The organism is Desulfitobacterium chlororespirans DSM 11544, from assembly GCF_900143285.1.
In the GTDB taxonomy this organism is placed as follows: domain Bacteria; phylum Bacillota; class Desulfitobacteriia; order Desulfitobacteriales; family Desulfitobacteriaceae; genus Desulfitobacterium; species Desulfitobacterium chlororespirans.
In genome coordinates, this window is the sequence record NZ_FRDN01000018.1 from 1 (window position 1) to 21,690 (window position 21,690).

Below are 21,690 nucleotides of genomic sequence, written 5' to 3' on the forward strand. Positions count from 1 at the left end.
TATTGTGCCATATCAGCAGGATTGTCCAAGACGTAATTATCGCCCACAATCCCTTTTAACTCACTTAGTGTATTGCTCATGACTACCCGCCTTTCAACTTATTTTATCCAAATCTGCGGTATGATAATATTTCGTGCTCATTGATCTGCTCCGTGGGAATTAGTCTTCGTAAGCCCTCGCTATTAGATCCGCAACATGCATTACTTTTTGCTTTTGACCAACCATATTGATTCCGCCTTGCAATCTCATGATACATGCGGGACAGCTGGTGGCCACTACTTCAACGCCACTGTCTTCAATATTTTTAGCCTTTTGGCGTGTAATATCAGTAGCCATTTCGTGATAGAAGGCTTGTACAAGTCCGGAAGCTCCGCAGCAGCGGTTGGCTTCAAACATTTCAATATATTCTACTCTCGGCAGGCTCTTTAACAGTTTACGAGGTTGCTCAGTAACTTTGATACCCCGAACCATATGACAAGGATCATGATAAGTTACTTTAACGGGGGTAAAACTATGGAGCTTGCTTTCATCGACTCCGATTTCAGCCATATATTCGGAGAATTCTTTGACCAAAGAAGTGAATCTCTTGACCTTCGGCAGGTAAGTGACATCATTGGCAAATAGCTTCAGGTAATCCTTTTGAAGCATTGCCGCACAGGATCCGCAGGCGACGATAATTGCCTCTATCTTTTTATCGAGGAAGGTATCAATGGTTTTGCGAGCATTGCCCCTAGCCGTTTCAAAATCCCCATAAGCGTATTGCGGAAGACCGCAACATACTTGCTCTTTAGGGATGATTACTTCGCAATCATTTTTCGTTAAAACTTTAACGACTGACTTCGCAGTGTCATCAAGTGAAAAGTTTAAGAAGCAGCCTACATAAAAGGCGACCTTGTGTTTCGGTTGAGCAACGAGAATCCTTGAAGGAACTTGGTCAAGAAATGGAACCTGTGCCACATTCATGCCTTTAATATCGACACCGCGGAAATAATCTATTCCATCGACCTTATTAAGAATACTCTTACCAATTCCACCAAAGAGCTTAAAAGCTCTTTCCAGTTTGTTTGGGTTTGCTAGTGTATTAAGAGCGTAGGACTTAGCAAATGGTTTAACTCCATTTTTAAGCTTTAGATCACGACGAGCTGCCATGACCAATTCCTTCCCACTTACCCCACTAGGGCAAGCAATCGCACATTCTCCACAAAGCAAACAGCTGTTGATGGCATCCTTATAATCCGCATCCAGCTTAATTTTCCCATCAGCAACTGCTTTAATTAGTTGGATTCTTCCCCGTGCAACTTTAGTCTCCGCTCCGTCAACCTTGTAAGTTTTACAAGATGTATGACAGAAACCACATTTGTTACACGTGTTTAGCATTTCATAAACTTCCGCTAAAACCCCCACTTTAACTTCCCCTTTCTTGGTAGGTGGTTAGACCACCGAATCAAATAGTTAAAATTCCGCAGCAATTCAAGTTACTGAGACCATAAATGGGGTCGCAATTTGAGGTAGTACCCTCCTCAAATTGCGACAAATTACTGCTTAAGGCATCCAAACCTGCATCCATGGGAACACATAAGCCTGAGCCCAAACAAAAGTGCTAATCAGGATTCCCAGAATTAGACTGTGCCAGAAGACTGCCCGGAAAATAGGCCCCACGGCTGCCATACCTTCATGATGATTCTTGTAACAAGCAACCGTTGCAACTACCATGCTTTGAGCATTGATTATTTTACCCATAACACCACCGGTACTGTTGGCAGTAACGATAAGTACAGGATTCAATCCTAACTGCTCAGCAGTGATTCTTTGCAAGTTACCAAACATAGCATTGGATGAAGCATCTGAGCCCGTCAGGAATACACCTAACCAACCAAGCATGGAAGCAAAGAAGGGGTAAGCTGCTCCAGTTTTAGTGAATGCCAGACCGAGAACAGCGTCAGTGCCGGAATATCGGGTCATGAATCCGAAGCCCAATACGGTGCAGATTACAGATAATGGGACTTTCATACGTGAGATAGTCATGCTAAAGGCAGCCTTCCATTGTGAGGAACTTAATTTCAGAACGAAAAACCCTGATATCAAAGCGGCAAGCAGAATTCCAGTACCGGCCATGGTGAGGAAATTAAACTTGAAAACAGCGGCCATCGGAGTGTCGCCGGAGCCGACAGGTGGAGTATGATAAACAAGATTGTGCAAATAGGGCCAGTTAAAGGTCGGACAGAATAGATTGTTCAGAGTAGTTTTTACGCTATTTAAGCCGATAATGAAAACAGTGCTGCCAAGAAGAGCCCAAGGCGTCCAGGCTTTAATATATTCTGAGATGGTGTGCTTGGCGAATTTCCCGGTTTCAGATAATTTAGATTGATTGTCTGCAGAATCAGCATGTCCCATAATATGTTTGGGTTTCCATACTCTCAGAAAGAGGATGGTAAGAATCATCGAGAAGATTCCGGCAGTAATATTAATTACCCCTGTCCAGCCCATCTGCGAGAAGATAAATTGAGCAAGAGCAAAAGAAGCGCCGCAGACAAGGGTTGCCGGCCAGACATCCCAGACATCTTTCCAGGAGCCTTTGTCCATGAAGACCAATGTGGCAACGAGCCAGAAGGGCACAATGATTGAGAAGAGGACCAGCTGGCGGCCGGCCATCATGGTGAGATAGTGCTCAGGAATACCGGAGGCTGCAGAAAGGGTAATAATCGGAGTCCCCACAGCACCGAAAGCAACCGGTGAGGTATTAGCAATCAGGCAGATAACAGCAGCAGTCATGGGACGGAAACCTAAGCCTACCATAATTGCACCGCAGACAGCAACTGGAGTACCAAAACCACTTGTTCCTTCCATAAAGGCACCGAATGAGAAGGCGATGATTAAAGCTTGGAGGCGACGGTCATCAGTAATTCCGGCGATTGAATCTTTAAGTACTTCAAACTGGCCAGTAACAACTGTGATGTTATAGAGGAAAATAGCAGTAAAAACGATCCAGCCAATAGGGAAAACTCCGCTGGTAAAGAAGCCGAACAAGAAGGAAGAAGCTGCAATTGACGGAGGCATTTTCATCACCAAAGTAACGATACAAAAGGCAACCAAGGTTGCAAGGATAGCAGCATAAGGAGCAAAGATACCCAATTGCCTATGGCCTTGCTTGTCTTTATGTGGGTGAAGTGCCAGCAAGTAAAGAAGAACGATAATCGGCAGTGCCGCAAGAAAAGTTGACAAATAAACATTTTCGGTTGGGTTATAATTTTGAAAGTAAGTCAAAACAATTTCCCTCCATCGTTAAAATAATTTATTAAGGGTTAGACTGACGCTAAAGATGAAAGTTTTCTCATTCACAAGATGCAGTTTGCCGCGCTGATAAGCAGGTACTTTTCGATTTGCCTTTTATGTGCTTGATGTTTTACCAAATAAGTCAAGATAATACAAGCGCTTGTATTGGTTTATATTATAGGGAGTGAGAAAAGTTTAGTAAAATATCAATTAGGAATATAATGTATCGATAAAATGAATAAAGTTCAATAATGGTACGACTCAGTCAGGTTTAAAAATAATGATTTTTTCGACAAAAGAACACAAAAAAGACGTTTGGAAGTAGGAGTCCCTAACGTCTTTCTGAAATTAATGGAATTTAGCCCTAGCTTTATGATATTGAGTGCAACCCCAAGAGGGTTATTGAAGCAGGAAGTGATCCTTAAAGAACGCTAATAATTCGCGAGCAGCATGGGGAAGATAACGTCCCTTTTTCCAGGTCAAGGCTAACTGAAGGCAAAGGTTCGAATCAGAGAAGGGCCGGTAGATAATGTTTGCCGGATCGAGTACATGGCAGATCTTAGTTGGTAAGAGGGCTAAACCAAGCTTGGCAGCCACCATTTGGGTCATCAATTCACGCTGAGAGGTTTTGAAAGCAATTTCCGGGTCGATCCCGGCTCGCCTGCATCCTGCAATAATAATATCATGGAGCTTATAGTCGCTATTGTATAGAATCAGTTGCTCTCCGGCAAAGTCTTTGTAATCAATACATTCCTTTAGAGTTAAAGGATGATTAGGGTGCATAATGACACTAAGGGGGTCTTGTTCGAACCAAATCCATTCAAAGAGATCGTTATCTTCAGGAGTAAAAATGCCGAAATCCAGCAAGCCATCTTGAAGAGAAGCCTCAATCTTTTTGGGGCCATACTCAAAAAGCTGAACTTGAATTTTAGGATACTCATTTTTAAAAGCCCCGAGCATATGGGAAAAGGTGGTGACAGCCGTAATGGGAGGGAGCCCAATGTGGATTTTTCCTGTTTGTAGCTTGGCCAGGCCTTCTAATTGAGTGTTAATATTTCTAAAGGCGGCTACAATTTGTTGCGCTTGCTCAAGAACAAGCTCTCCGGCATCGGTCAGCTTTACATATTTGGTACTGCGATAGAACAATGCTTTTCCCAGTTCTGCTTCCAGATCCTTAATCGCTTTACTGATTGAGGGTTGGGAGGTATGGGTTACCTCAGCTGCGACACTAAAACTTTTGTGACGTGCAACTTCGATGAAATATTCTAAATGCCGTATTTCCACTTTATCCATCCACCTTTGCATTTATTCGTTGTCTGAATACACCGTATTCGTAACGAGTATTTCACATCTTCAGAGAAGATAATTAAAATGAGAATAGAAGCGAGAAAAGCCTGAAGAATAGATTCGTGAGATTGGATACCTTTTAAGTATAATGCAAATTTCTGATATCTTCCAGACTTGGTAAAATTCCAGCACTTCCTGAAAGGGTTACAGGTATGCAAAAGTTATTTTCTTTAAAGCATCAGACCTTTACCTATTTGTCAATCATGATTGGGATGGGGAGCTGGAGCAATATTCTTTATCCATGGATGTCAGAGGTGATGTCCTTGTACGCTCCTTTTCACGGATATATCTTGCTAATTATTTTTTGGTCTACAGCAGTGGCTGGGATTTGTGTTTTTGTCTATAGAGAGATGAGCAAAGAGATAAATATGACTCGATTCATGTTACCCATGCTATATATGAGCGTTCAGCTTATTGGCAACGCCTGTTTGGAAAAAGCGATTATTCTTAATTTAAATTGGGTATGGCTGCTATTAGGAACGAACACCTTGTTATTCATAGTTGGATTCCTGTGGTTCCACTGGCTCAGCGTACTCGTCATTGTTCGGATTGCTCAGCAGTCGCTCACCTTTGCCGGAATCCATTCTTTTTTTGTCTTTCTCCTTGGGGCTGTGGGATTGACCATCTGGACAATTCTTGATTATGCTCAGATCTTGCTCCTTATGGGTTTATTGGATAATATACAACCTTTTAAGTTTCTGGCTTGCTTCTTCTGGGGATTTGGTGTTTGGATTATGGGCTTTATTTTTATCCTATGGTGCTATCAGAAGCAGAAGAAAATGCCAATCAAAGTGGAGTGGGGGATATATATTTTTTCGTTTCAGGTGTATACGATTGCCAGCGACAAGATTGCTGAAGAATTATTTTCTCCACTTACGTCAGGGATTTCATCTTTACTGACCATCCTGCTTACTGTACTTTGGCTCCTTTTTTGGTGGAAAAGGGTAGGAGTATTCACTTCATAAATTATTTTGAGATAAAGAAAAAGTAGAGTTAAGTTCTTCAGTTGAACATAAACTCTACTTTTTTAGGTTTAAGCTAGAATCAATATATTTATTGAGAAATTATACCCGATGCCAAGCCAGATTTAGTACTCTCTTTGCATTAGCGATCACCAATTCGGGGTCCTCGTCCCCATATGGTTTTACTTCCAGGCTGACAATCGGCCGATTTTCTTTGTTGAGAAAGCCAATGTCCAGAAGGACGCGGAGATATTCCACGAGTTCATCCACATCATTTTCGCTGCCAGGGAAGCCAAATCGCGGGTGTTCATCTCCATAAACGGGAGATAGTTTGTCTTTGATAAGAGCGTTGCCCATGTGAGCATGGATAATATAGTCTTTTATAGGGATCAGAGCTTCAGCCGGTGTTTCCCGGAGCTGAGGCAGGTGGCTTAAGTCCACCATTAAGCCGAAATTATCGTATTCCTGGCAAATCTCCTTAACATATCGATGGGTGATGCCCACAGGTCCAATCAGAGAACATTTGTCGACATCATAGTCGAATACTTCAATAGCGATCTTCATATTACCCTTGGATTTAGCGTAGGCACATATTTCCTTGGTAGAGCGGATCAGTGCCTGATAGGCTTCTTCCTTTTTAGCTTCTTCATAGTTTCCGCTGAGGAAGGCGAAGTCCTTGGCGCCCATTTCATAGGCTTCATCAATGCCTTCTTTTACATTGGCCAGAGCCAGTAATCTTTCTTCTTCATGGAGGGAATTGATGTTCTGCTTAGTGATCAAGAGCCGGGGCATCCCGGCATAAGAGAATTCCATATGGGAGGTCTCAATCATCTGCCTTGCTTTTTTTCGAACGATGGGGTCCTTGATCCAGGTCATTTCGACTACTTCAAAATACTCATCCATGGCAATTCTTCTCAGCGTTTCCAGGATAGGTCCTTCTCCTTTGCCGGTGCTGGGATAAGCCATAAAATGAACGAGACCTACCTTCATATAGTTACGAAAGGATTCATTCATAAGGCAACCTCCTTAAGCTTTAATCCACGGGGAAGGATTCGATAGGCACTGGAGCAGAAAAGGCAATCACTACAAGAGGCTCATCTCCAGTATTTTTAATGCCATGGGCTTCCCCTTTAAGGTTAGGAATGATCGTACCGGCTTTCATAGGTAAAGATGACCCTTTGCCTCCCAGAAATTCCCCTTCTCCCTGGATAACTACCCAGATATCATCCGTATTAGGGTGTTGATGGGCAGGAACGGAATCTCCGGGCTGTAGATTGATTATGGCTGTATTGGTGCAATCACTCTCATAAAGTACAGTCTTTTTGATATTCTTACTTAATATTTCTGCGATTTTAGTAAATTTCATGTTTATACCCCCTTAAAATTCAACATTTCTCTTAGTTTAAGTTCACCTTTAGAATAAAGAGTTTTTTAAAGAGAGTAAAATATCCATTTAGAATATTGCGTATTCAAGAAGAGAATAAAAGAGGGAAGAAGTCGGAACTTATTCAGAACGTAAATATACTGTATTCAGAATAGGTATTTTACTTAAAGGAACAGGGTATCTACAATGAAAGCACAATAAGAGTATTAAAACTCTGATTTTAGAAGGAGGAAAGAAAATGACTATTATGAGATCAGTATTGTTTGTGGCGGGAAATGATCAGGAGGGTCTGGATGAGGCCTTAACCTATGGGGCGGATGCACTTATTTTGGATCTGGAGGATTTGGTACCACCGCTGGAAAAACCAAGAGCACGCAGAATGGTTCGTGCGAATATTAAGTACGCAGGCTCTCAGAGAGCTGAGGTCTGGGTTCGGGTGAATGCCTGGGAGACGAATATAACCGATGATGATCTGGAAGCCGCAGTGTGTGAAGGCCTGACAGGAATTAATCTGACCAAGGTTGCCGGTGCCGGCGATGTGCAGCGTCTGTCCTGGAGACTTGAGGAGCTGGAGCGGAAGAATGGCTTGACCGTGGGAAGCATAAAGATCTGCCTGCTTATTGAGACAGCCATCGGTGTCGTCAACGCCTACGAGTCTTGTGCAGCCAGTCCTCGCGTTGCTGCAGCTATTTTTGGAGCAGTCGATTTTACCCGTGATATGCAGGTTAAGCTGACCCCTGAAGCGAAAGAGCAGCAGTTCGCCCGGGGTTATGTGGCTGTTGCGGCTCGTGCTGCCGGAGTGATAGCTCTTGACGCTCCGTTCCTTAACTACACCGACAAAGAAGGCTATGTGCGTAACATAGCCGAGGGACGCCAGTTGGGATATAAAGGCCGGATGATTGTTCACCCCAGCCTTGTGGAAGATGCCAATCGCCTCTATTCTCCTGACCCGGAGGATGTACAATGGGCCGGTGAGATTAAAAAGGTTTTTGAAGAAAAGGCTATTGCCAAGGGAAAAGCGGCAATCGTCTATAAAGATAAGCTGGTAGATACTCCTGTGTATAGCAATGCTCTTGATATTCTGGCAAATCAAGCTGAGATTGATGCCAAGCTGGGAAAAAAGTAGATAGGAACGTTAAAAAATAGATAGGATAGTTGATAAATAATGAGGAGTGTTTTAAATGTCTTTAAGAGAGAATGCATTGAAACTTCATGCTGATCATCGTGGTAAAATCAAAATTGCCCTTAAAGTTCCCTGCCGTGACTATAATGATTTGAGTTTGGCTTACTCTCCAGGAGTTGCTGAACCTTGCATGGAAATTGCCAAAAACCCTGAACTGGTCAATACCTACACTAATCGGGCTAATTGTGTGGCAGTTGTGTCCAATGGAACAGCAGTTCTCGGTCTTGGCGATATAGGTGCACGTGCAGCTATGCCTGTAATGGAAGGGAAATCTCTTTTGTTCAAAAATTTTGCTGGGGTGGATTCCTTCCCGATTTGCTTAGATACAAAGGACATGGACAAGATTGTCGAAGTGGTCAAATTACTGGAACCTACCTTCGGAGGGATCAATCTGGAGGATATTAAAGCGCCGGAGTGCTTTGAGATTGAAGAGAAGTTAAAAGCGGTCTATGATGGCCCTGTATTCCATGATGATCAGCATGGTACGGCTGTTGTGACTTTGGCCGCGATGTTCAACGCACTGAAAATCGTGAACAAGGATCTTAAAGATGTTAAGATCGTAACCAGTGGAGCCGGTGCAGCTGGCATGGCTATTGTTAAGCTTTTGATGGATTGCGGTCTGCAAAATGTAGTCATGTGCGATACCAAGGGAACGATTTATAAGGGTCGTACTGAAGGCATGAATAAGTATAAGGAAGAAATCGCTGCAAAGACGAATCCCTCTATGCTCAAAGGCGGTCTTGTGGAAGCGTTGAAAGATGCCGATGTATTTATCGGAATTTCTGTAGGAAATACGGTGACTCGGGAAATGATCCGGTCTATGGCCAAAGATGCGATTGTCTTCGCTCAGGCTAATCCTGTTCCCGAAATCATGCCTGAAGAGGCCAAAGAAGCAGGAGCGGTTGTAGTAGGAACAGGCCGTTCCGACTACCCCAACCAAATTAATAATATTCTTTCTTTCCCTGGAATTTTCCGTGGGGCTTTTGATGTTGAAGCAAGAGAAATCAATGGACCAATGAAAATCGCCGCTGCGGAAGCAATCGCTTCCATCGTCAGCCCTGAGGAGCTCAATGCAGAGTATATTATCCCGAAGGCTTTTGACCATCGGGTGGCACCGGCTGTAGCTGCAGCTGTAGCGAAAGCGGCTATGGAGAGCGGTGTGGCCAGAAAGATGGTTGAACCGGAGCAGGTTTCTCTGAACTTAATCAGCTTACTTGCCCAAGAGGGCAAATAAGATAGGTACAATTCCTCCTAAATAGTTAAGCAAAGAAACAGCCCCAGCCATGGCTGTTTCTTTGTTAACTTTGCTTTCCGGGAGGAGTAACCTTTGTTAGGGTTAGCGATTAAGAGATATAGGATTGGAGTTGAGGGTAGTGAGCTTTGGCAGGTTATTAACGGCGATGGTTACGCCAATGAATGAAAAGCTGGAAGTGGATTATCAAGCAGCGGCCAACTTGGCACAACACTTAGTAGAACACGGCTCAGATGGAATCGTTGTTGCAAGCACGACAGGGGAATCGCCCACTATAGGAGATGAAGAGAAACTTGAATTATTTAGGGCTGTGAAAAAAGCTGTTGGCTCAAAGGTCAAAGTCATCGCAGGTGTAGGGAGTAATTCCACACAAGAGAGTGTCGGGATGGCTCTTCGTGCCGTAAAGACTGGGGTTGATGGTCTGATTGCTGTTGTGCCCTATTACAATAAACCTTCACAGGAAGGGTTGTATCGTCATTTTCGGGAGATCGCGGAAGCATCCGCTCTCCCCCTTATGATTTATAATGTACCGGGGAGAACTTCTGCGAGTATTTTGCCTGAAACGGTTCTGCGTTTAAGCGATATTCCTAACATTGTGGCTCTTAAAGAGGCTTCAGGATCAATGGATCAAGTGAGCGAATTGAAGCGAATATTACCTGAGGAATTTGAAATCTTCAGTGGAGATGATTCGGTGACTCTCCCCATGCTGGCTTTAGGGTGCAATGGGGTCGTTGGTGTAGGCTCCCACATTGTTGGAGATGAGATGAAGCTGATGATCGATGCCTGGTTTTCCGGAGATATTGAAACAGCACGTAAATGGCACTTAAAGTTAATACCGGTTTTTAAAGGATTGTTTATCGCAACTAACCCTGCCCCGATCAAATATCTACTCAATCAGAGGGGCATTGAGGTAGGTGGAGTACGACCACCTCTGGTTGCAACGACACCGGCGGAAGAAAAAATATTGAATGAAATACTTTGTGAGTGGGAGCTATATAAGTTGAGAAAAGGAGCTACATTGGGATGGCTTTATGGTTGACGTCGCCATGCTAAAAATTCAATGCAATTCCATGTCGAAATATGGTAAATCCTAAAATCAAAATCATATCGAAAGCTTATATGTTCTAAGGAAAACAAGTGCAGGACAGTTGTTGTGCGATTCTGTCGGGCTTGCAATGATCTGCAAAATAATTCTCACGTGCGAAAGAAATTTTTCAATTGAGGTGAAAAAATGCTCCAAATTTATCTAATTCGTCACGGACAAACTAAATGGAATCTATTAAAGAAAATGCAAGGATCAAAAGATTCAAAATTAACAGATCAAGGAATAAAACAAGCAATTATGCTTGGAAAAAAGCTAAAGCCAGTTAAGTTTAACAAAATATATTCGAGTTCTGCTACTAGGACTATGGAAACATCTGGATTTATTTTCCCAAGTATGGAAGTGTGCTATTCGACTTCTCTTAATGAAATTGCTATGGGGGAGTGGGAAGGAAGAACATACACTCAAATTGAAAAGATGAATCCAAAAGAGTGGCATAATTTTTTCAACGATCCATTTAATTATAATCCCTCAAAGGGTGGTGAATCATTTGCTAAACTTAAAAATAGACTTAAACAATTTATCTATACCGAAAGATTATTTAGTCAAGAAGGAAATATTGCAATAGTTTCCCATAGAATAACCCTTAGAATGCTCTTAAGTATTCTTTTGGAAGAAAAAGAATTATTCAGTGAAATTGATCTTAGCCCAACATCGTTAAGTGTTATAGAAATTGATGACAATACATGTAAAGTAAAATACTTGAATAATATTTCACACTATTGCGATGCTTAACCGTTATATATTCTGAAGATTGCGGATATTAATTACTGAAAAATTATAGATGGGTAACCATCTTCTATTCTCAGAAAAACGAAATACGTAAATAAGGAGCCGTTGCTCGACAAACTACCCTGTTTGTTTTGCAACGCCCCTTTTGATTAAACATGATGAGATTATCTTTTATTAAGAGGAACGTATTTTTGACGGGGCACCACGCTCTTATAGGCGGGACGAATGATTTTGCCGCCATTGACGATTTCCTCGATCCGGTGAGCACTCCAACCGGCGATGCGGGAGAGAGCAAAAATCGGAGTGAACATTTCTAAAGGCAGATTGAGCATCTGATATACGAACCCTGAATAGAAGTCCACATTGGCACTGACTCCTTTATAAATCTTCGTGTGCTTAGCGATGACCTTGGGTGCCAGTTCCTCCACTTTAGCATAAAGATTGAATTCGTTATCCAGGCCCTTTTCAGCGGCAAGCTTTGAGGCGTAGTGCTTCAGGACGACGGCTCTGGGATCGGAGACGGAGTAGACGGCATGGCCGATTCCATAGATCAGCCCGGAGCGATCAAAGGCATCCTTAAGAAGAATTTTATCAAGGTAAGCGCTGAGTTCGTCTTCATCCTGCCAATCGGAGATCTTTTCTTTGATATCCTGGAACATCTGAATGACTTTATGGTTGGCGCCGCCATGTTTTGGACCACGTAAAGAGCCTAAGGCCGCTGCTACGGCTGAATAAGTATCCGTTCCGGTGGAGGTGACCACATGGGTAACAAAAGAGGAGTTATTTCCTCCGCCATGTTCCGCATGAAGAACCAAGGCCAGATCCAGAAGCCTGGCTTCCAGCTCTGTATATTTATGGTTAGGGCGCAGCATATAAAGAATATTTTCAGCCAGGCTCAATTCAGGTTGAGGGCTGTGAATAACCAAGCTTTTGTTCCCATGATAATGGGTATAGGCTTGATAACAATAAACAGCAAGGGCAGGGAAGGCAGCAATCAGGCGGATGCATTGCTTAAGTACATTTCTTATGGAAGTATCATCAGGATTGGAGTCATAACAATAGAAACCCAAGACACTGCGGGCCATCCCGTTCATAATGTCTTTACTGGGTACGTTGAGAATCATATCCCGGGCAAAATTATCAGGGAGTTTTTGATAGATGTCGAGCAGATTATGAAAATCAATGAGTTCCTGCCTGTTCGGCAACCTGCCAAAGAGAAGAAGATAAGCTGTCTCCTCAAATCCAAAGCGGTTATCTTCCATAAAGCCCCGGGCAAGATCGGTAATATCATAGCCGCGATAAATAAGCCGGCCAGGTACGGGGACCATTTCCCCTTCATCGATAATATAGGAATGAACTTCACCGATCTCGGTTAAGCCCACCAACACACCTCTACCGTCTAAATCACGAAGTCCGCGCTTAACTTCATACTTGTGGTAAAGTTCCGGGTTAATGGGACCTTTCTTAACAGTGAGTTCACTGAGTCCGTCCAGCATACTTTCTTCAAAGTTTTTAAGGTCAGTATTTTCCATAGCACAACTCCTCTTATTCGTTTTTATCTTATATTTTTTGGTGTGGTAGGCTTATTATTAAGCTATACAGCCTGCCGAAGGCAAGAAGCTATTTGCAGACAACTTTATATACATTATGAGTTGTCAGTAGAAATTAGTCAAGTAAATTCTTATTGATAGAGAAGCTCAGATTATACGGCACTTCAGATTTATACGGTACTTTGAATTAATACAGCATTTTTATATTAATACAGTACTTTAAATTTACGGGACTCAGGTGAACACTTAATATTATATATGATATCCGGATGAAAAATAAGAAGGTGCATAGGGATATCAAATGTATACATTAATTGGTTGAAGTCTTTTTTGAACCTGTCTATATTAAGTATAGGAAAACTGCTCTTAGCAAAAACAGTATAGAAAACTCGGGGAGAAATAAGGATGGAACTCAAGGATATTACTATTACCGGTAAAGCACTTACTCGCATTCGCAGCCTCCTGACTTTTGGGCTGGCAGTGACCTATTTGGGGAACTTGCTTTTACGATCTCAAGCTTTAGAAGATCTTATTTTAGTTCTGATGATTATTGTCATTGTTCTGGGCTTCACAGCGGTTACGGGTTCCTCGAAGATCATCGGCTACCTGTCCTTTGCTGTCAGTATTGCTTTACTGCTTCATTTCGATGCTCCTTTGAGTGTCTGGCGGCAAGCTCTACAGGATAATCTTTTTCTCGTTGTGATGTTCATTATGGTGCCCCTTATGGGAATTCCCATTCAACATGGAGGATATACCCCAGCCCTCCAAAGTCTTTTTGAACGTCATGTAAATTCCAATAGCCGTTACTATTTACTGGTCAGTTTTTTATCGGCTTTTATAGGAGTATTAGTCAGTCTGGCGGTTGTTCCTCTGGTTTATCAAGTCTGCCGAAACAGCAGCCGCAGTTCTGATCATAAACTTTTAAGCTCGGCAATCAGCCGAGGTTTCAGCACATGTATTATTTGGGCTCCGACCACTGCGGCGATTGCCTTAGTGGTTCAATTAACAGGGTCCACCTGGTCGGCTTTTTTCCCTTTAGCGATTTCCTGCGGAGTTATTGTCGGTGCGGTCGGTTATGTGATGACAGTTTTTGAAGAAAAGCAAAAGAAAAAACAAGAAAGGTCCTACCCTGTAGAGGACGTGTCCTTGGGGGGAGACTTTGATTTGAGAAAACTTGTTGAATTAGGCGCTTTTTCCATCGTCTTAATTATAGGAATAGGGGTTATTTCCTGGGTTAGCGGAATTTCAGCCATAATCGTAGTCTCGGTTCTGGCTTTGATTTATCCGATGATATGGCTGATCCTGATCGAACGTCTTCCTGTATTTTTCCGGGAGTTTAAAGGAGATTATTTTCATAACCGGCTCCCCTCCATTAAAAATGAGATGATTCTGTTTGTCGGCGCGGGATTATTGGCCAATAGTATCAACTATTCCCATTTAGGAGACTATGTCCCACAGATTTTATCCTATCTGGTGGGACATAATGGGCTGCTTTTGACGCTTGTGATTATGGGGTCCACACTTTGCTTAGCAGCTTTAGGGGTGCACCCCATTGCTACAGTAACTATCTTTGGCGGAACAATAAAAGCAGCGGCTTATGGGGTTTCTCCCACTTATCTTGCCCTTGTGCTTGCTATCAGCTGGGCTATGGGAACCTCCATCTCTCCTTCAGCGGCCAACGTCATCGCTGTATCCAGCATCGTTGGCGAATCTCCTCTGCAAGTAGGTATCCGCTGGAATGGACCTTATGTTGTCCTGGCCACCCTGGTCCTGATCGTTTTCCTGACCGGTATGAGACTCCTTGGGGTGTTGTAAGAAATATTTCACCCGGATAGAGCGTAAGCGTCCTCCCCCCGCTATTATGGCGAGGAGAGGACGCTTTGAATTAGTATAGGTTGTCAGTATTACACATCCTGATCTCTGAAGATATCGTCGAGTGTGGCGGAGATTATCCTTTCTTGGACAGAGATACCCGTATCTGCCTCTGCCCTTTGAACATCATGCAACTCGCTTCTCAAGATCCGATTAAGCACATCATCAAGATAAGATAAGCAATCATCGGGTATTTGGTCAATTAAGTCATGAAGCTTTTCCCGGGAGATCGTCATGTCGGTCACCTCACTTCCATGGCTCTATGGGTTATTATATGGTATTGTTCGACAAGAAGTGAGGTGCTTATATGACCGCTTAAGATTCTTTTGCTTAATGCCATTGATACCCTTTTCGCACATCGCCCACGACTCCATAGAGTTCCTTCATAGTAGACAATCTTCTTTGGCGGTCGAACTTAGCAATGAACTTGAAATAACGGGGAGTCGGAGTAGCGTTCATAAGGGTGCGGGCATATTCACTGTAAAACTGTTGAAGTGGCAGGGCAGTGGGCAATACCGTATGCATAAAGTCAAAGAATTTGGGATCATGAGTGAGAAGCCGGTCCTTGTTCTGCTCGTAAAGTGCTGTTCCCGGTAAAGGGGTAAGGACGGAGAGGGCGGCATAAGCAATATTGAGTTTGCGGGTATAAGCAATCAGCTGAGCGAATTCTTGGCGGGTAAAGGAAGGATCGATGACAAAAGAAGCATAGATATCGATGTTAAGGTCATTAAGAATCTTTACCGCTTCTTCCTGTTGGGCCACTGTGATGTTTTTATTAAGGCCTTGCAAGCGCTCATCGGAAAAGCTCTCAAAGCCGACGAAGACTTGGATTAAGCCGATGTTTTTCCATTTGGCAAATAGTTCAGGATGTTTCACGATGGTATCTACTCGCCCATAGAGGAAATACTTCTTGCGTATGCCTGCTTCCTGGATTAGATCGGCTAGTTGATCCATTCTGCGTGTGTCACACATGGATTCATCATCACAGAAAAAAACAATTTCTTCTTGGATCCTTTGTAATTCGGCAACGATTCGTTCCGGACTTCGTTGTAGATATTTTCCGTTGGTGATTGACCAGAGGGCGCAAAAATTGCACCGTCCAAAACATCCCAAAGAAGTCCGGATTGAGGCGATGGGCTTCATCCAGTCACTAAAATAATGACTGCGGTAACGGGCGGTCAAGGAACGGTCGGGGAAGGGCAGATCATCTAAAGGTGTATAGGAGCGTTCCGCTGTAAATTTCATGACTGCTCCCGGTATGGCCAAGCCGGGTATATCCTCGAAGGGGAGCTGAGATTCTTTGTGCTTCAGAATCTGGCGCAGGGTAAAGACACCTTCTCCTATCACGATTAAGTCAATAGCCTCGTCGTTATAGTCTGCAGGTTTTACAGTAGCGTGATGACCACCTACAATGATAAACACATCCGGATTGATCTCCTTGAAGCGGGCGGCAATGGCTTTAACAATGTTTAAATGATTGGTATATCCTGTTATGCCCACGATATCCGGTTGAAAAGAGTGAAAGGTCTTTTCAAAATCCGGCTCCAGGCGGGCGTCGAGGAGAAGGACTTCATGACCATCTTCTTGCAAACCTGCACCAAGGTATTCCAATCCGAGAGGCTCATACATATACACTTTATCCATAAAGGCTGTGCTGCTGGGAGGTTGGATCAATAGTACTTTCATTAGCTGTTACCTCGTTTCGCTTTTATTTTCAGCGTTTGTTTTCAGCGCCATTCATGAATAGATCAACCATTGCCCCGAGATGCTGATCAGGGTTCCAGGAATCACCCTCTAAAATCCAGACCATAAATTCCATGACATACATAATTTCAAGATGCTTAGCCAGGTATTCTGTCGGGAGATCCCGACGGATCTCACCAGCTTCCTGACCGTAGCCAATGATTTGGGCAAGGACCTGATCCATACCGCTGTTCTGATAAGCTTCGGGATGTAACATGGATTGAAACTGATGAACAAAGTAGACCTGAAGGAGTTCGCGGTATTGGCGGTTCCATTCAAACTGCCCGCGAAAATACTCATAAATTTTTGAGCGGGTAGTTGATAGTTTGGCCAGCATGTCCAAAACCTGATCCACAAATTGGTGGCTCATGCTTTGGAAGAACTCAGCCACAATAAGCTCTTTAGAAGGGAAATAATTATAGAGTGTCACTTTGGAAAGATCCACGGCTTCAGCGATTTGTTCCATTGTCGTAGCATCATAACCTTGAGTTTGAAAAAAATGAATGGCTGTCGTGAGGATGCTCTGCTTTGTCTCCTCTTTTTTTCGCTCCCGCCGGCTTAAAGTAGTATCTTTATTCATCATAGCCCCCTTATTTTTCATCAGATATAATGAAATCTGAGATTGTTTACTTGATAAATTAAATTACCATATAAAATATTGTACTGAGTTAATTTATATTTAGTATATATTATTCTTTCTTCTATGTAAAGTGGGATCTCTTAAGTAAAGAGGGTAAAGTGAACTCTTAAGTGAAGTGGACCCCGGAACCCCCTAAGTAGGTTAAGCTCCATAACGTTATGTGCGTATCGAGGACTTAATGGGCTATATGTTGGTCATAAATGAAAAAACGCGGCCATCGGGCCGCGTTTGGTTTGACAGAACGTTGCTTTAAATTGTTTTCAAGTGGTTAAAGCTTAATCATCATCTTCCTTTTGTTCTTTTACCTTATCGACGATTTCCGGAACCATATCCAGAAGCTTTTCTAAGCCGCCGGCTTTCTTGATGGGAAGGAGCTCGACTTGGTCCCCTTTGATGACGAGGACAGCTGTGGCACTGATTTTAGCCCCTGCGCCGGCGCCGCTGCCGGTGCCGTCGTTGCCTTTTTCATCTTTGCCACCGCCGCCGCCTGTACCAAGGCCGAAAGTGATGTCGATAAAAGGAATAATCGTGGTTTCGCCGATTTTAATCGGTTCGCCGATCACTGTTTTGGACTTGAGAAAGCTTTCCAATTTTTCAAAAATCGCATCGATGTTTTCTTTGGTGTTAATTGACATATTGAGGACCTCCTTTTGATTTCCTTGGTTTTTTAAAGATTTTGGAGATATATATGTTTCTAACTGGTTTAGAGAGCATGAATCCTGCCATCATCAAGAGAAGAGCGGGAATCCATACTCTGCCACCAATTAAGAATTGCCCTTCAAGATACTCTTCATCGAATACCGGCTGCACATGAACATCATGTCGATGAATCAAGAAATGAAACTGACTGAGCAGCCCGTAAAGTAAGCCGGTCATCATCGGATCATTGAAGCCTATTTTAGCTGAAACAGATAGAGTATGAGGCTGAAAATGTTTAAGCAGCTTGACCAGGGTTGTGAGTGCCTCTTTAAGGATGTCCGGCTTTAAAAATTCCTTAAAGGAAGATTTCTTCTTTTCTTTGCTATGTTTGTTTTCCTCTGATTTCCCGGGAGGAGGGAGGCTTTCTTGCTTTGGCTTGCCGGGAGGTGTTGGGGGCGCAAAGGAATACCTGAACCATCCCAAAACAGTAAGATGGACCCTAAATCTTCCGGGAAAAGTACGGCTAAAATCAATCTTTATTCCTCCGAAGAGCCAGATAATAGAGCCTTCTAATCGGCTTTGTTCATATTTCTCTCCGGCTACACGATAGTGGTAAGGCACGATGATTAGGATCAGACATAGAAGAAGGACAGCCAAGAGAAGATAACCAAGGACTTGCAACAGGAAACCAAGTATGGATAAGAACAATAAATCACCTCCAAAGTCTGTTATTTAGCTTTGAGTAATTTGGTGCTCTTGAGCAGACCTTTTGACACTAATTTAAGGGCTGAGGGAGTGGCTTTTAAACCTTCTTTAGCCAGGTAATTGCCGGTTTTGACACCGGGTACGTAATTGAGAAATTTGCTTGCTGATTTTATATTTTTACGCTGAATTCCCATTAGGGCTGTGAAAGTACTTTGAGGAGAAGGTTCGAAGACTTGCTCAAGGAGGAGGCCTTTAAGCTGATCCAGTTGCTGATCCAGTTCAGGAGGAAGTGCGATTTCGTAGATAGATTTATCGTTAAGATCCCAGAAGAGAAGTTTCAGCTCGTTGAGATCTTTCCGACATTCCGGGCAGATCTTAAGATGTTCATCCACCAAGAGCTTTTCCAGGGGATCTATGGTACCGTCCAGCAGATCTTGAAGGAGTAATTTATCTAATTTACAAGTCATCATTTATCTCTCCCATAATCCGTCTTTGCTTAAAGATGTCTTAAGGCTTTTGCGTCCTCTATACAAATAGGTCTTGACTGTTCCTAAAGGAACTCCCATAATCTTAGCGATTTCTTCATATTTCATACCCTTCATATGCCTCAAGATAAGAGCCATGCGTTCTTCGGCAGGAAGGGCGTGAATGGCTTTGGTCAGGGTCTCTTTTGTATCCAGATATAAAGTTGCTTCCTCGGTCTGATTGCTGGAAGGAAGCAGTTCCTGGATTTCCTGACCGCTTTCATTGGGTTGATTTAAGGATAGGGTGTCCTTTTTATCTCGGAGATAATTCAAGCACTTATTGACCGTAATTCGTTTAATCCAGGGGAGCATAGAAAAGCTGTCATCGAAACGATCCAAGGACCTAAAGATGGACAGAAAAACCTCTTGGGTTAAATCGAGAGCATCTTCCTTGTTTCCGGTATAATGGTAGGCAATCGTATAGATATATTTCTTATACCGATCGTAGAGAAGCTCCAACCCTTGATTTTTATTTTTTCTATAAACTTTCAGGAGGGTCACATCTGAAGCATCCAAAGCTCGGATCATCCTTCTATGTTTTATCTCACTTATTAATACACAATACAGCCAATAAAGTTTTGATGATCGCCATTTTTTTAAAATTTTTTTTAAGACGGGAACCTTTTCCTGCTTATAATCATCTATCAGATGTCTGGACAAATAAACCATACCGAGGTGATAAAGATTTGGAACGGGTGGAAACCGAGGGGGTACCCCATATGTTTACAAACACCATCTTCAACCGCAGCAGGGTGACAACCCATGAGGATAAGGAGAGATTTTGCACCTACATACATGATTACCAATTAAATATGTTTCGATTAGCGAAGAGTATCGTTCACAATGATGCAGATGCCGAAGATGTAACCGGTGAAGCGATTCTGAAAGCTTATCGGAATTTGAGCGAGCTTCGCTCCTTTGGCAGTTTTAAGCCCTGGATTATGAAGATTGTCGTCAATGAAGCCTATTCCTTAGCCAATAGGCGTAAGAAAGTCATGTATTTGGAAGAACTGGAGGTTCCTGAAGAGAGCACTGAAAGCATGATCAGGGAATCAGGGGAGCTGTGGGCTGCCGTAGAGAAACTTGAAGATGAGTTTCGCACGATAACCGTACTTTTTTACTATGAGGATATGAGCATCAGGGATATCGGTAAAACGTTAGGTTTGCCCACAGGCACTGTAAAGTCACGTTTAGCCAGGGCAAGACAAAAATTGAAAATGCTGTTAGTCAATGAAGGGGGTATGGAATAAATGGAACATCGCAACTTTGACCGGTTTCTAAAAAATCAGGCAAAGGGTGAGCCGATTAATGTTCCCCCAGGATTTGCGGAAAGGATGGATTCGCTTATGGCTAATTTACCGGAAAAGACGCGGGGAGTGAGAAGGATGCCTAAGAAAATTCTTCTCGTTGCGGCTGGTTTTATAGTATTTGCTTCGATGTCGGTGGTTGCTTCTCCTCTTGTCGGTGAGATGACCAGCGGTGTTATCGACTATTTTAATGTTCCGCGGGATTTCAAATATATCTCCAAGCAAGCGGTTTATGAGCAGTACAACAGCCAAATGGGGGTCTCTGTCAGTGATCAGGGGATTAAGGTCACTGTGGATAATCTGGCGGTGGATGATAACTATATTAATGTGTTCTATACAGTGGAGAGTGAAGAGCCTATCCGGCTCTTGGGCGATGAGGAGACTATAGAGCAGTGGCGTATCAATTGGACCGCCCCTCATTTCTGGTTTAAGGAGGATGGGCGTTATATTCAACCTCCTGCCCAAAATGAGATCGATGCTTATCTGGAAAATCCTTATACCTTAATAGGTATGCAGCGTTTTGCTGTGGTAGGGACGTTAGGGGATACGGTGAACCTGGAGATTTACGCCGATGAGATCTTTGGTAAAGAAGGGCGTTGGCATATTCCTTTGAGTGTGGACAAGAGCAGCGTTGCCGTGGAAAGTTTAACGGTTACTCCCAAGCTGAAGGCTAAGGTAAGCACAGGCTGGAATGGGGAATATAAGCATGATATTACTGTTGAAAAGGTGTCTATTTCTCCCTTTGGCAACCAAATTGTGCTTAGTGAAAGAGCAGAAAATACCTTTTCTCAGTTTGCTCTTCGGGATGAGCAGGGCCGGTATCTGACGGTCATTCCTACGGCTACCTATGGAGGCAATTTCTTCATAAAAGTCACCAACAACTTTGAGTTTATCGGGGGCAAAACGGATATGAAGGAACTGACGCTTATTCCGATCGTTACGGGAGATGAAGACGATGGACTGCCGGCCCCGCAACTGATGAGTGCGGAAATCGGGAGTTATCCGATTTTTATGCCGGAGAGCGAATTAGGCGGCTATGTGATGGAGGATCTGGAGCTGACCTCTGAAAAAGCGGTGGCTACTTTCCGCCAAGAAGGGGCAGTGGGGATCAGTAATCCGGATCTGAGGCTGTTGGATGAGAATGGTGATAATTTGAGCTTTACAGCTTTTTATGATGACAGTTATGACCGGGAAACAAGGAAAATCACTGTTACCCTTACTTTTAAAGATGTCAGTGAAGAAGACATCGCCAAGGTGAAAAAGGTTGGATACTTTACCCGTCCTATGAAGCTTAATGAGCATGAAGCGGTAAGGGTTAAACTTGCTGAATAGGCTAAAAGCAATTAATTAGTAAGATGTGCATACTCTATTTTATTTATTCTGAATAGTTTGGGCGGGAAAAAAGGAAAGCAATAAGAAGAAACCCGGGGAAATTCTTTTAAAGGATTTATCCGGGCTTTCATCACTTTATGATT

At 43.1% G+C, this 21,690-nt stretch carries 21 protein-coding genes; 8 read left to right on the top strand and 13 right to left on the bottom strand.

Features of this window, described 5'->3' with window-relative positions; translation table 11 throughout:
* Window positions 1-159: 159 nt before the first annotated feature.
* From BUA14_RS23680 to BUA14_RS23690, 3 genes are all read right to left on the bottom strand, one after another.
* Entirely contained in the window at window positions 160-1,404 is a 1,245-nt protein-coding gene (locus BUA14_RS23680) for a (Fe-S)-binding protein (RefSeq protein ID WP_072774840.1), read from the bottom strand.
* 138 nt (window positions 1,405-1,542) lie between these two features.
* Window positions 1,543-3,264 (bottom strand): L-lactate permease, encoded by a 1,722-nt coding sequence (locus BUA14_RS23685; RefSeq protein WP_072774841.1) that lies wholly within the window; start codon window positions 3,262-3,264, stop codon window positions 1,543-1,545.
* 408 nt (window positions 3,265-3,672) lie between these two features.
* Entirely contained in the window at window positions 3,673-4,557 is an 885-nt protein-coding gene (locus BUA14_RS23690; RefSeq protein WP_072774905.1) for a LysR family transcriptional regulator, read from the bottom strand.
* A gap of 215 nt (window positions 4,558-4,772) precedes the next feature.
* On the opposite strand from BUA14_RS23690, the gene BUA14_RS23695 reads away from it, so the two are divergent.
* Window positions 4,773-5,585, top strand: coding sequence for an SLAC1 family transporter (locus tag BUA14_RS23695; protein WP_242954747.1), 813 nt, complete (start codon window positions 4,773-4,775; stop codon window positions 5,583-5,585).
* A gap of 99 nt (window positions 5,586-5,684) precedes the next feature.
* Here BUA14_RS23695 and BUA14_RS23700 read toward each other — a convergent pair whose 3' ends face one another.
* A complete protein-coding gene (locus tag BUA14_RS23700; protein WP_072774842.1) occupies window positions 5,685-6,596 on the bottom strand; it encodes a sugar phosphate isomerase/epimerase family protein in 912 nt (303 codons plus the stop codon).
* A 19-nt stretch (window positions 6,597-6,615) separates the two neighbouring features.
* The gene (locus BUA14_RS23705) at window positions 6,616-6,948 is read right to left on the bottom strand and encodes a cupin domain-containing protein (RefSeq protein ID WP_072774843.1); all 333 of its coding nucleotides are present in this window, start codon (window positions 6,946-6,948) and stop codon (window positions 6,616-6,618) included.
* Window positions 6,949-7,204: 256 nt separating this feature from the next.
* Between BUA14_RS23705 and BUA14_RS23710 the strand changes: the two genes are divergently transcribed.
* The 4 genes from BUA14_RS23710 to BUA14_RS23725 all read left to right on the top strand — a co-directional run bounded on the left by BUA14_RS23710 (window position 7,205) and on the right by BUA14_RS23725 (window position 11,238).
* On the top strand, window positions 7,205-8,092 hold the full coding sequence (locus tag BUA14_RS23710; RefSeq protein WP_072774844.1) for an HpcH/HpaI aldolase/citrate lyase family protein: 888 nt from the start codon (window positions 7,205-7,207) through the stop codon (window positions 8,090-8,092).
* Window positions 8,093-8,147: 55 nt separating this feature from the next.
* Complete coding sequence (locus BUA14_RS23715; RefSeq protein WP_072774845.1) at window positions 8,148-9,383, top strand: NAD(P)-dependent malic enzyme; 1,236 nt, start codon at window positions 8,148-8,150, stop codon at window positions 9,381-9,383.
* A gap of 139 nt (window positions 9,384-9,522) precedes the next feature.
* Window positions 9,523-10,440 (top strand): 4-hydroxy-tetrahydrodipicolinate synthase, encoded by a 918-nt coding sequence (gene dapA / locus BUA14_RS23720; protein WP_072774906.1) that lies wholly within the window; start codon window positions 9,523-9,525, stop codon window positions 10,438-10,440.
* 192 nt (window positions 10,441-10,632) lie between these two features.
* Window positions 10,633-11,238: a histidine phosphatase family protein gene (locus tag BUA14_RS23725; RefSeq protein ID WP_072774846.1), complete on the top strand. Its 606-nt coding sequence runs from the start codon at window positions 10,633-10,635 to the stop codon at window positions 11,236-11,238.
* Window positions 11,239-11,399: 161 nt separating this feature from the next.
* Here the strand turns inward: BUA14_RS23725 and BUA14_RS23730 are convergent, their stop codons facing one another.
* A complete protein-coding gene (locus BUA14_RS23730) occupies window positions 11,400-12,767 on the bottom strand; it encodes a citrate/2-methylcitrate synthase (protein WP_072774847.1) in 1,368 nt (455 codons plus the stop codon).
* 423 nt (window positions 12,768-13,190) lie between these two features.
* Between BUA14_RS23730 and BUA14_RS23735 the strand changes: the two genes are divergently transcribed.
* Window positions 13,191-14,600: a transporter permease gene (locus BUA14_RS23735; RefSeq protein WP_072774848.1), complete on the top strand. Its 1,410-nt coding sequence runs from the start codon at window positions 13,191-13,193 to the stop codon at window positions 14,598-14,600.
* 89 nt (window positions 14,601-14,689) lie between these two features.
* Here the strand turns inward: BUA14_RS23735 and BUA14_RS23740 are convergent, their stop codons facing one another.
* The 7 genes from BUA14_RS23740 to BUA14_RS23770 all read right to left on the bottom strand — a co-directional run bounded on the left by BUA14_RS23740 (window position 14,690) and on the right by BUA14_RS23770 (window position 19,424).
* Complete coding sequence (locus BUA14_RS23740; RefSeq protein ID WP_072774849.1) at window positions 14,690-14,893, bottom strand: hypothetical protein; 204 nt, start codon at window positions 14,891-14,893, stop codon at window positions 14,690-14,692.
* Between the two features lie 94 nt (window positions 14,894-14,987).
* Window positions 14,988-16,343 carry a B12-binding domain-containing radical SAM protein gene (locus BUA14_RS23745; RefSeq protein ID WP_072774850.1) on the bottom strand — a complete coding sequence of 452 codons (1,356 nt, stop codon included), beginning with the start codon at window positions 16,341-16,343 and terminating at the stop codon, window positions 14,988-14,990.
* Between the two features lie 28 nt (window positions 16,344-16,371).
* Window positions 16,372-17,001, bottom strand: a complete 630-nt coding sequence (locus BUA14_RS23750; protein WP_178371795.1) for a TetR family transcriptional regulator — start codon at window positions 16,999-17,001, stop codon at window positions 16,372-16,374.
* A 314-nt stretch (window positions 17,002-17,315) separates the two neighbouring features.
* Window positions 17,316-17,675: a GerW family sporulation protein gene (locus tag BUA14_RS23755; RefSeq protein ID WP_005807867.1), complete on the bottom strand. Its 360-nt coding sequence runs from the start codon at window positions 17,673-17,675 to the stop codon at window positions 17,316-17,318.
* Window positions 17,665-18,387: a DUF2953 domain-containing protein gene (locus tag BUA14_RS23760; protein WP_072774852.1), complete on the bottom strand. Its 723-nt coding sequence runs from the start codon at window positions 18,385-18,387 to the stop codon at window positions 17,665-17,667. The genes BUA14_RS23755 and BUA14_RS23760 overlap by 11 nt, the downstream gene beginning before the upstream one ends.
* A gap of 20 nt (window positions 18,388-18,407) precedes the next feature.
* Window positions 18,408-18,854 (bottom strand): zf-HC2 domain-containing protein, encoded by a 447-nt coding sequence (locus tag BUA14_RS23765; RefSeq protein ID WP_072774853.1) that lies wholly within the window; start codon window positions 18,852-18,854, stop codon window positions 18,408-18,410.
* Complete coding sequence (locus BUA14_RS23770; protein WP_072774907.1) at window positions 18,855-19,424, bottom strand: RNA polymerase sigma factor; 570 nt, start codon at window positions 19,422-19,424, stop codon at window positions 18,855-18,857. It lies immediately after the preceding gene.
* A gap of 203 nt (window positions 19,425-19,627) precedes the next feature.
* Between BUA14_RS23770 and BUA14_RS23775 the strand changes: the two genes are divergently transcribed.
* Window positions 19,628-20,158 (top strand): RNA polymerase sigma factor, encoded by a 531-nt coding sequence (locus tag BUA14_RS23775; protein WP_072774908.1) that lies wholly within the window; start codon window positions 19,628-19,630, stop codon window positions 20,156-20,158.
* Entirely contained in the window at window positions 20,159-21,547 is a 1,389-nt protein-coding gene (locus BUA14_RS23780; RefSeq protein ID WP_072774854.1) for a DUF4179 domain-containing protein, read from the top strand.
* Window positions 21,548-21,690: the final 143 nt, after the last annotated feature.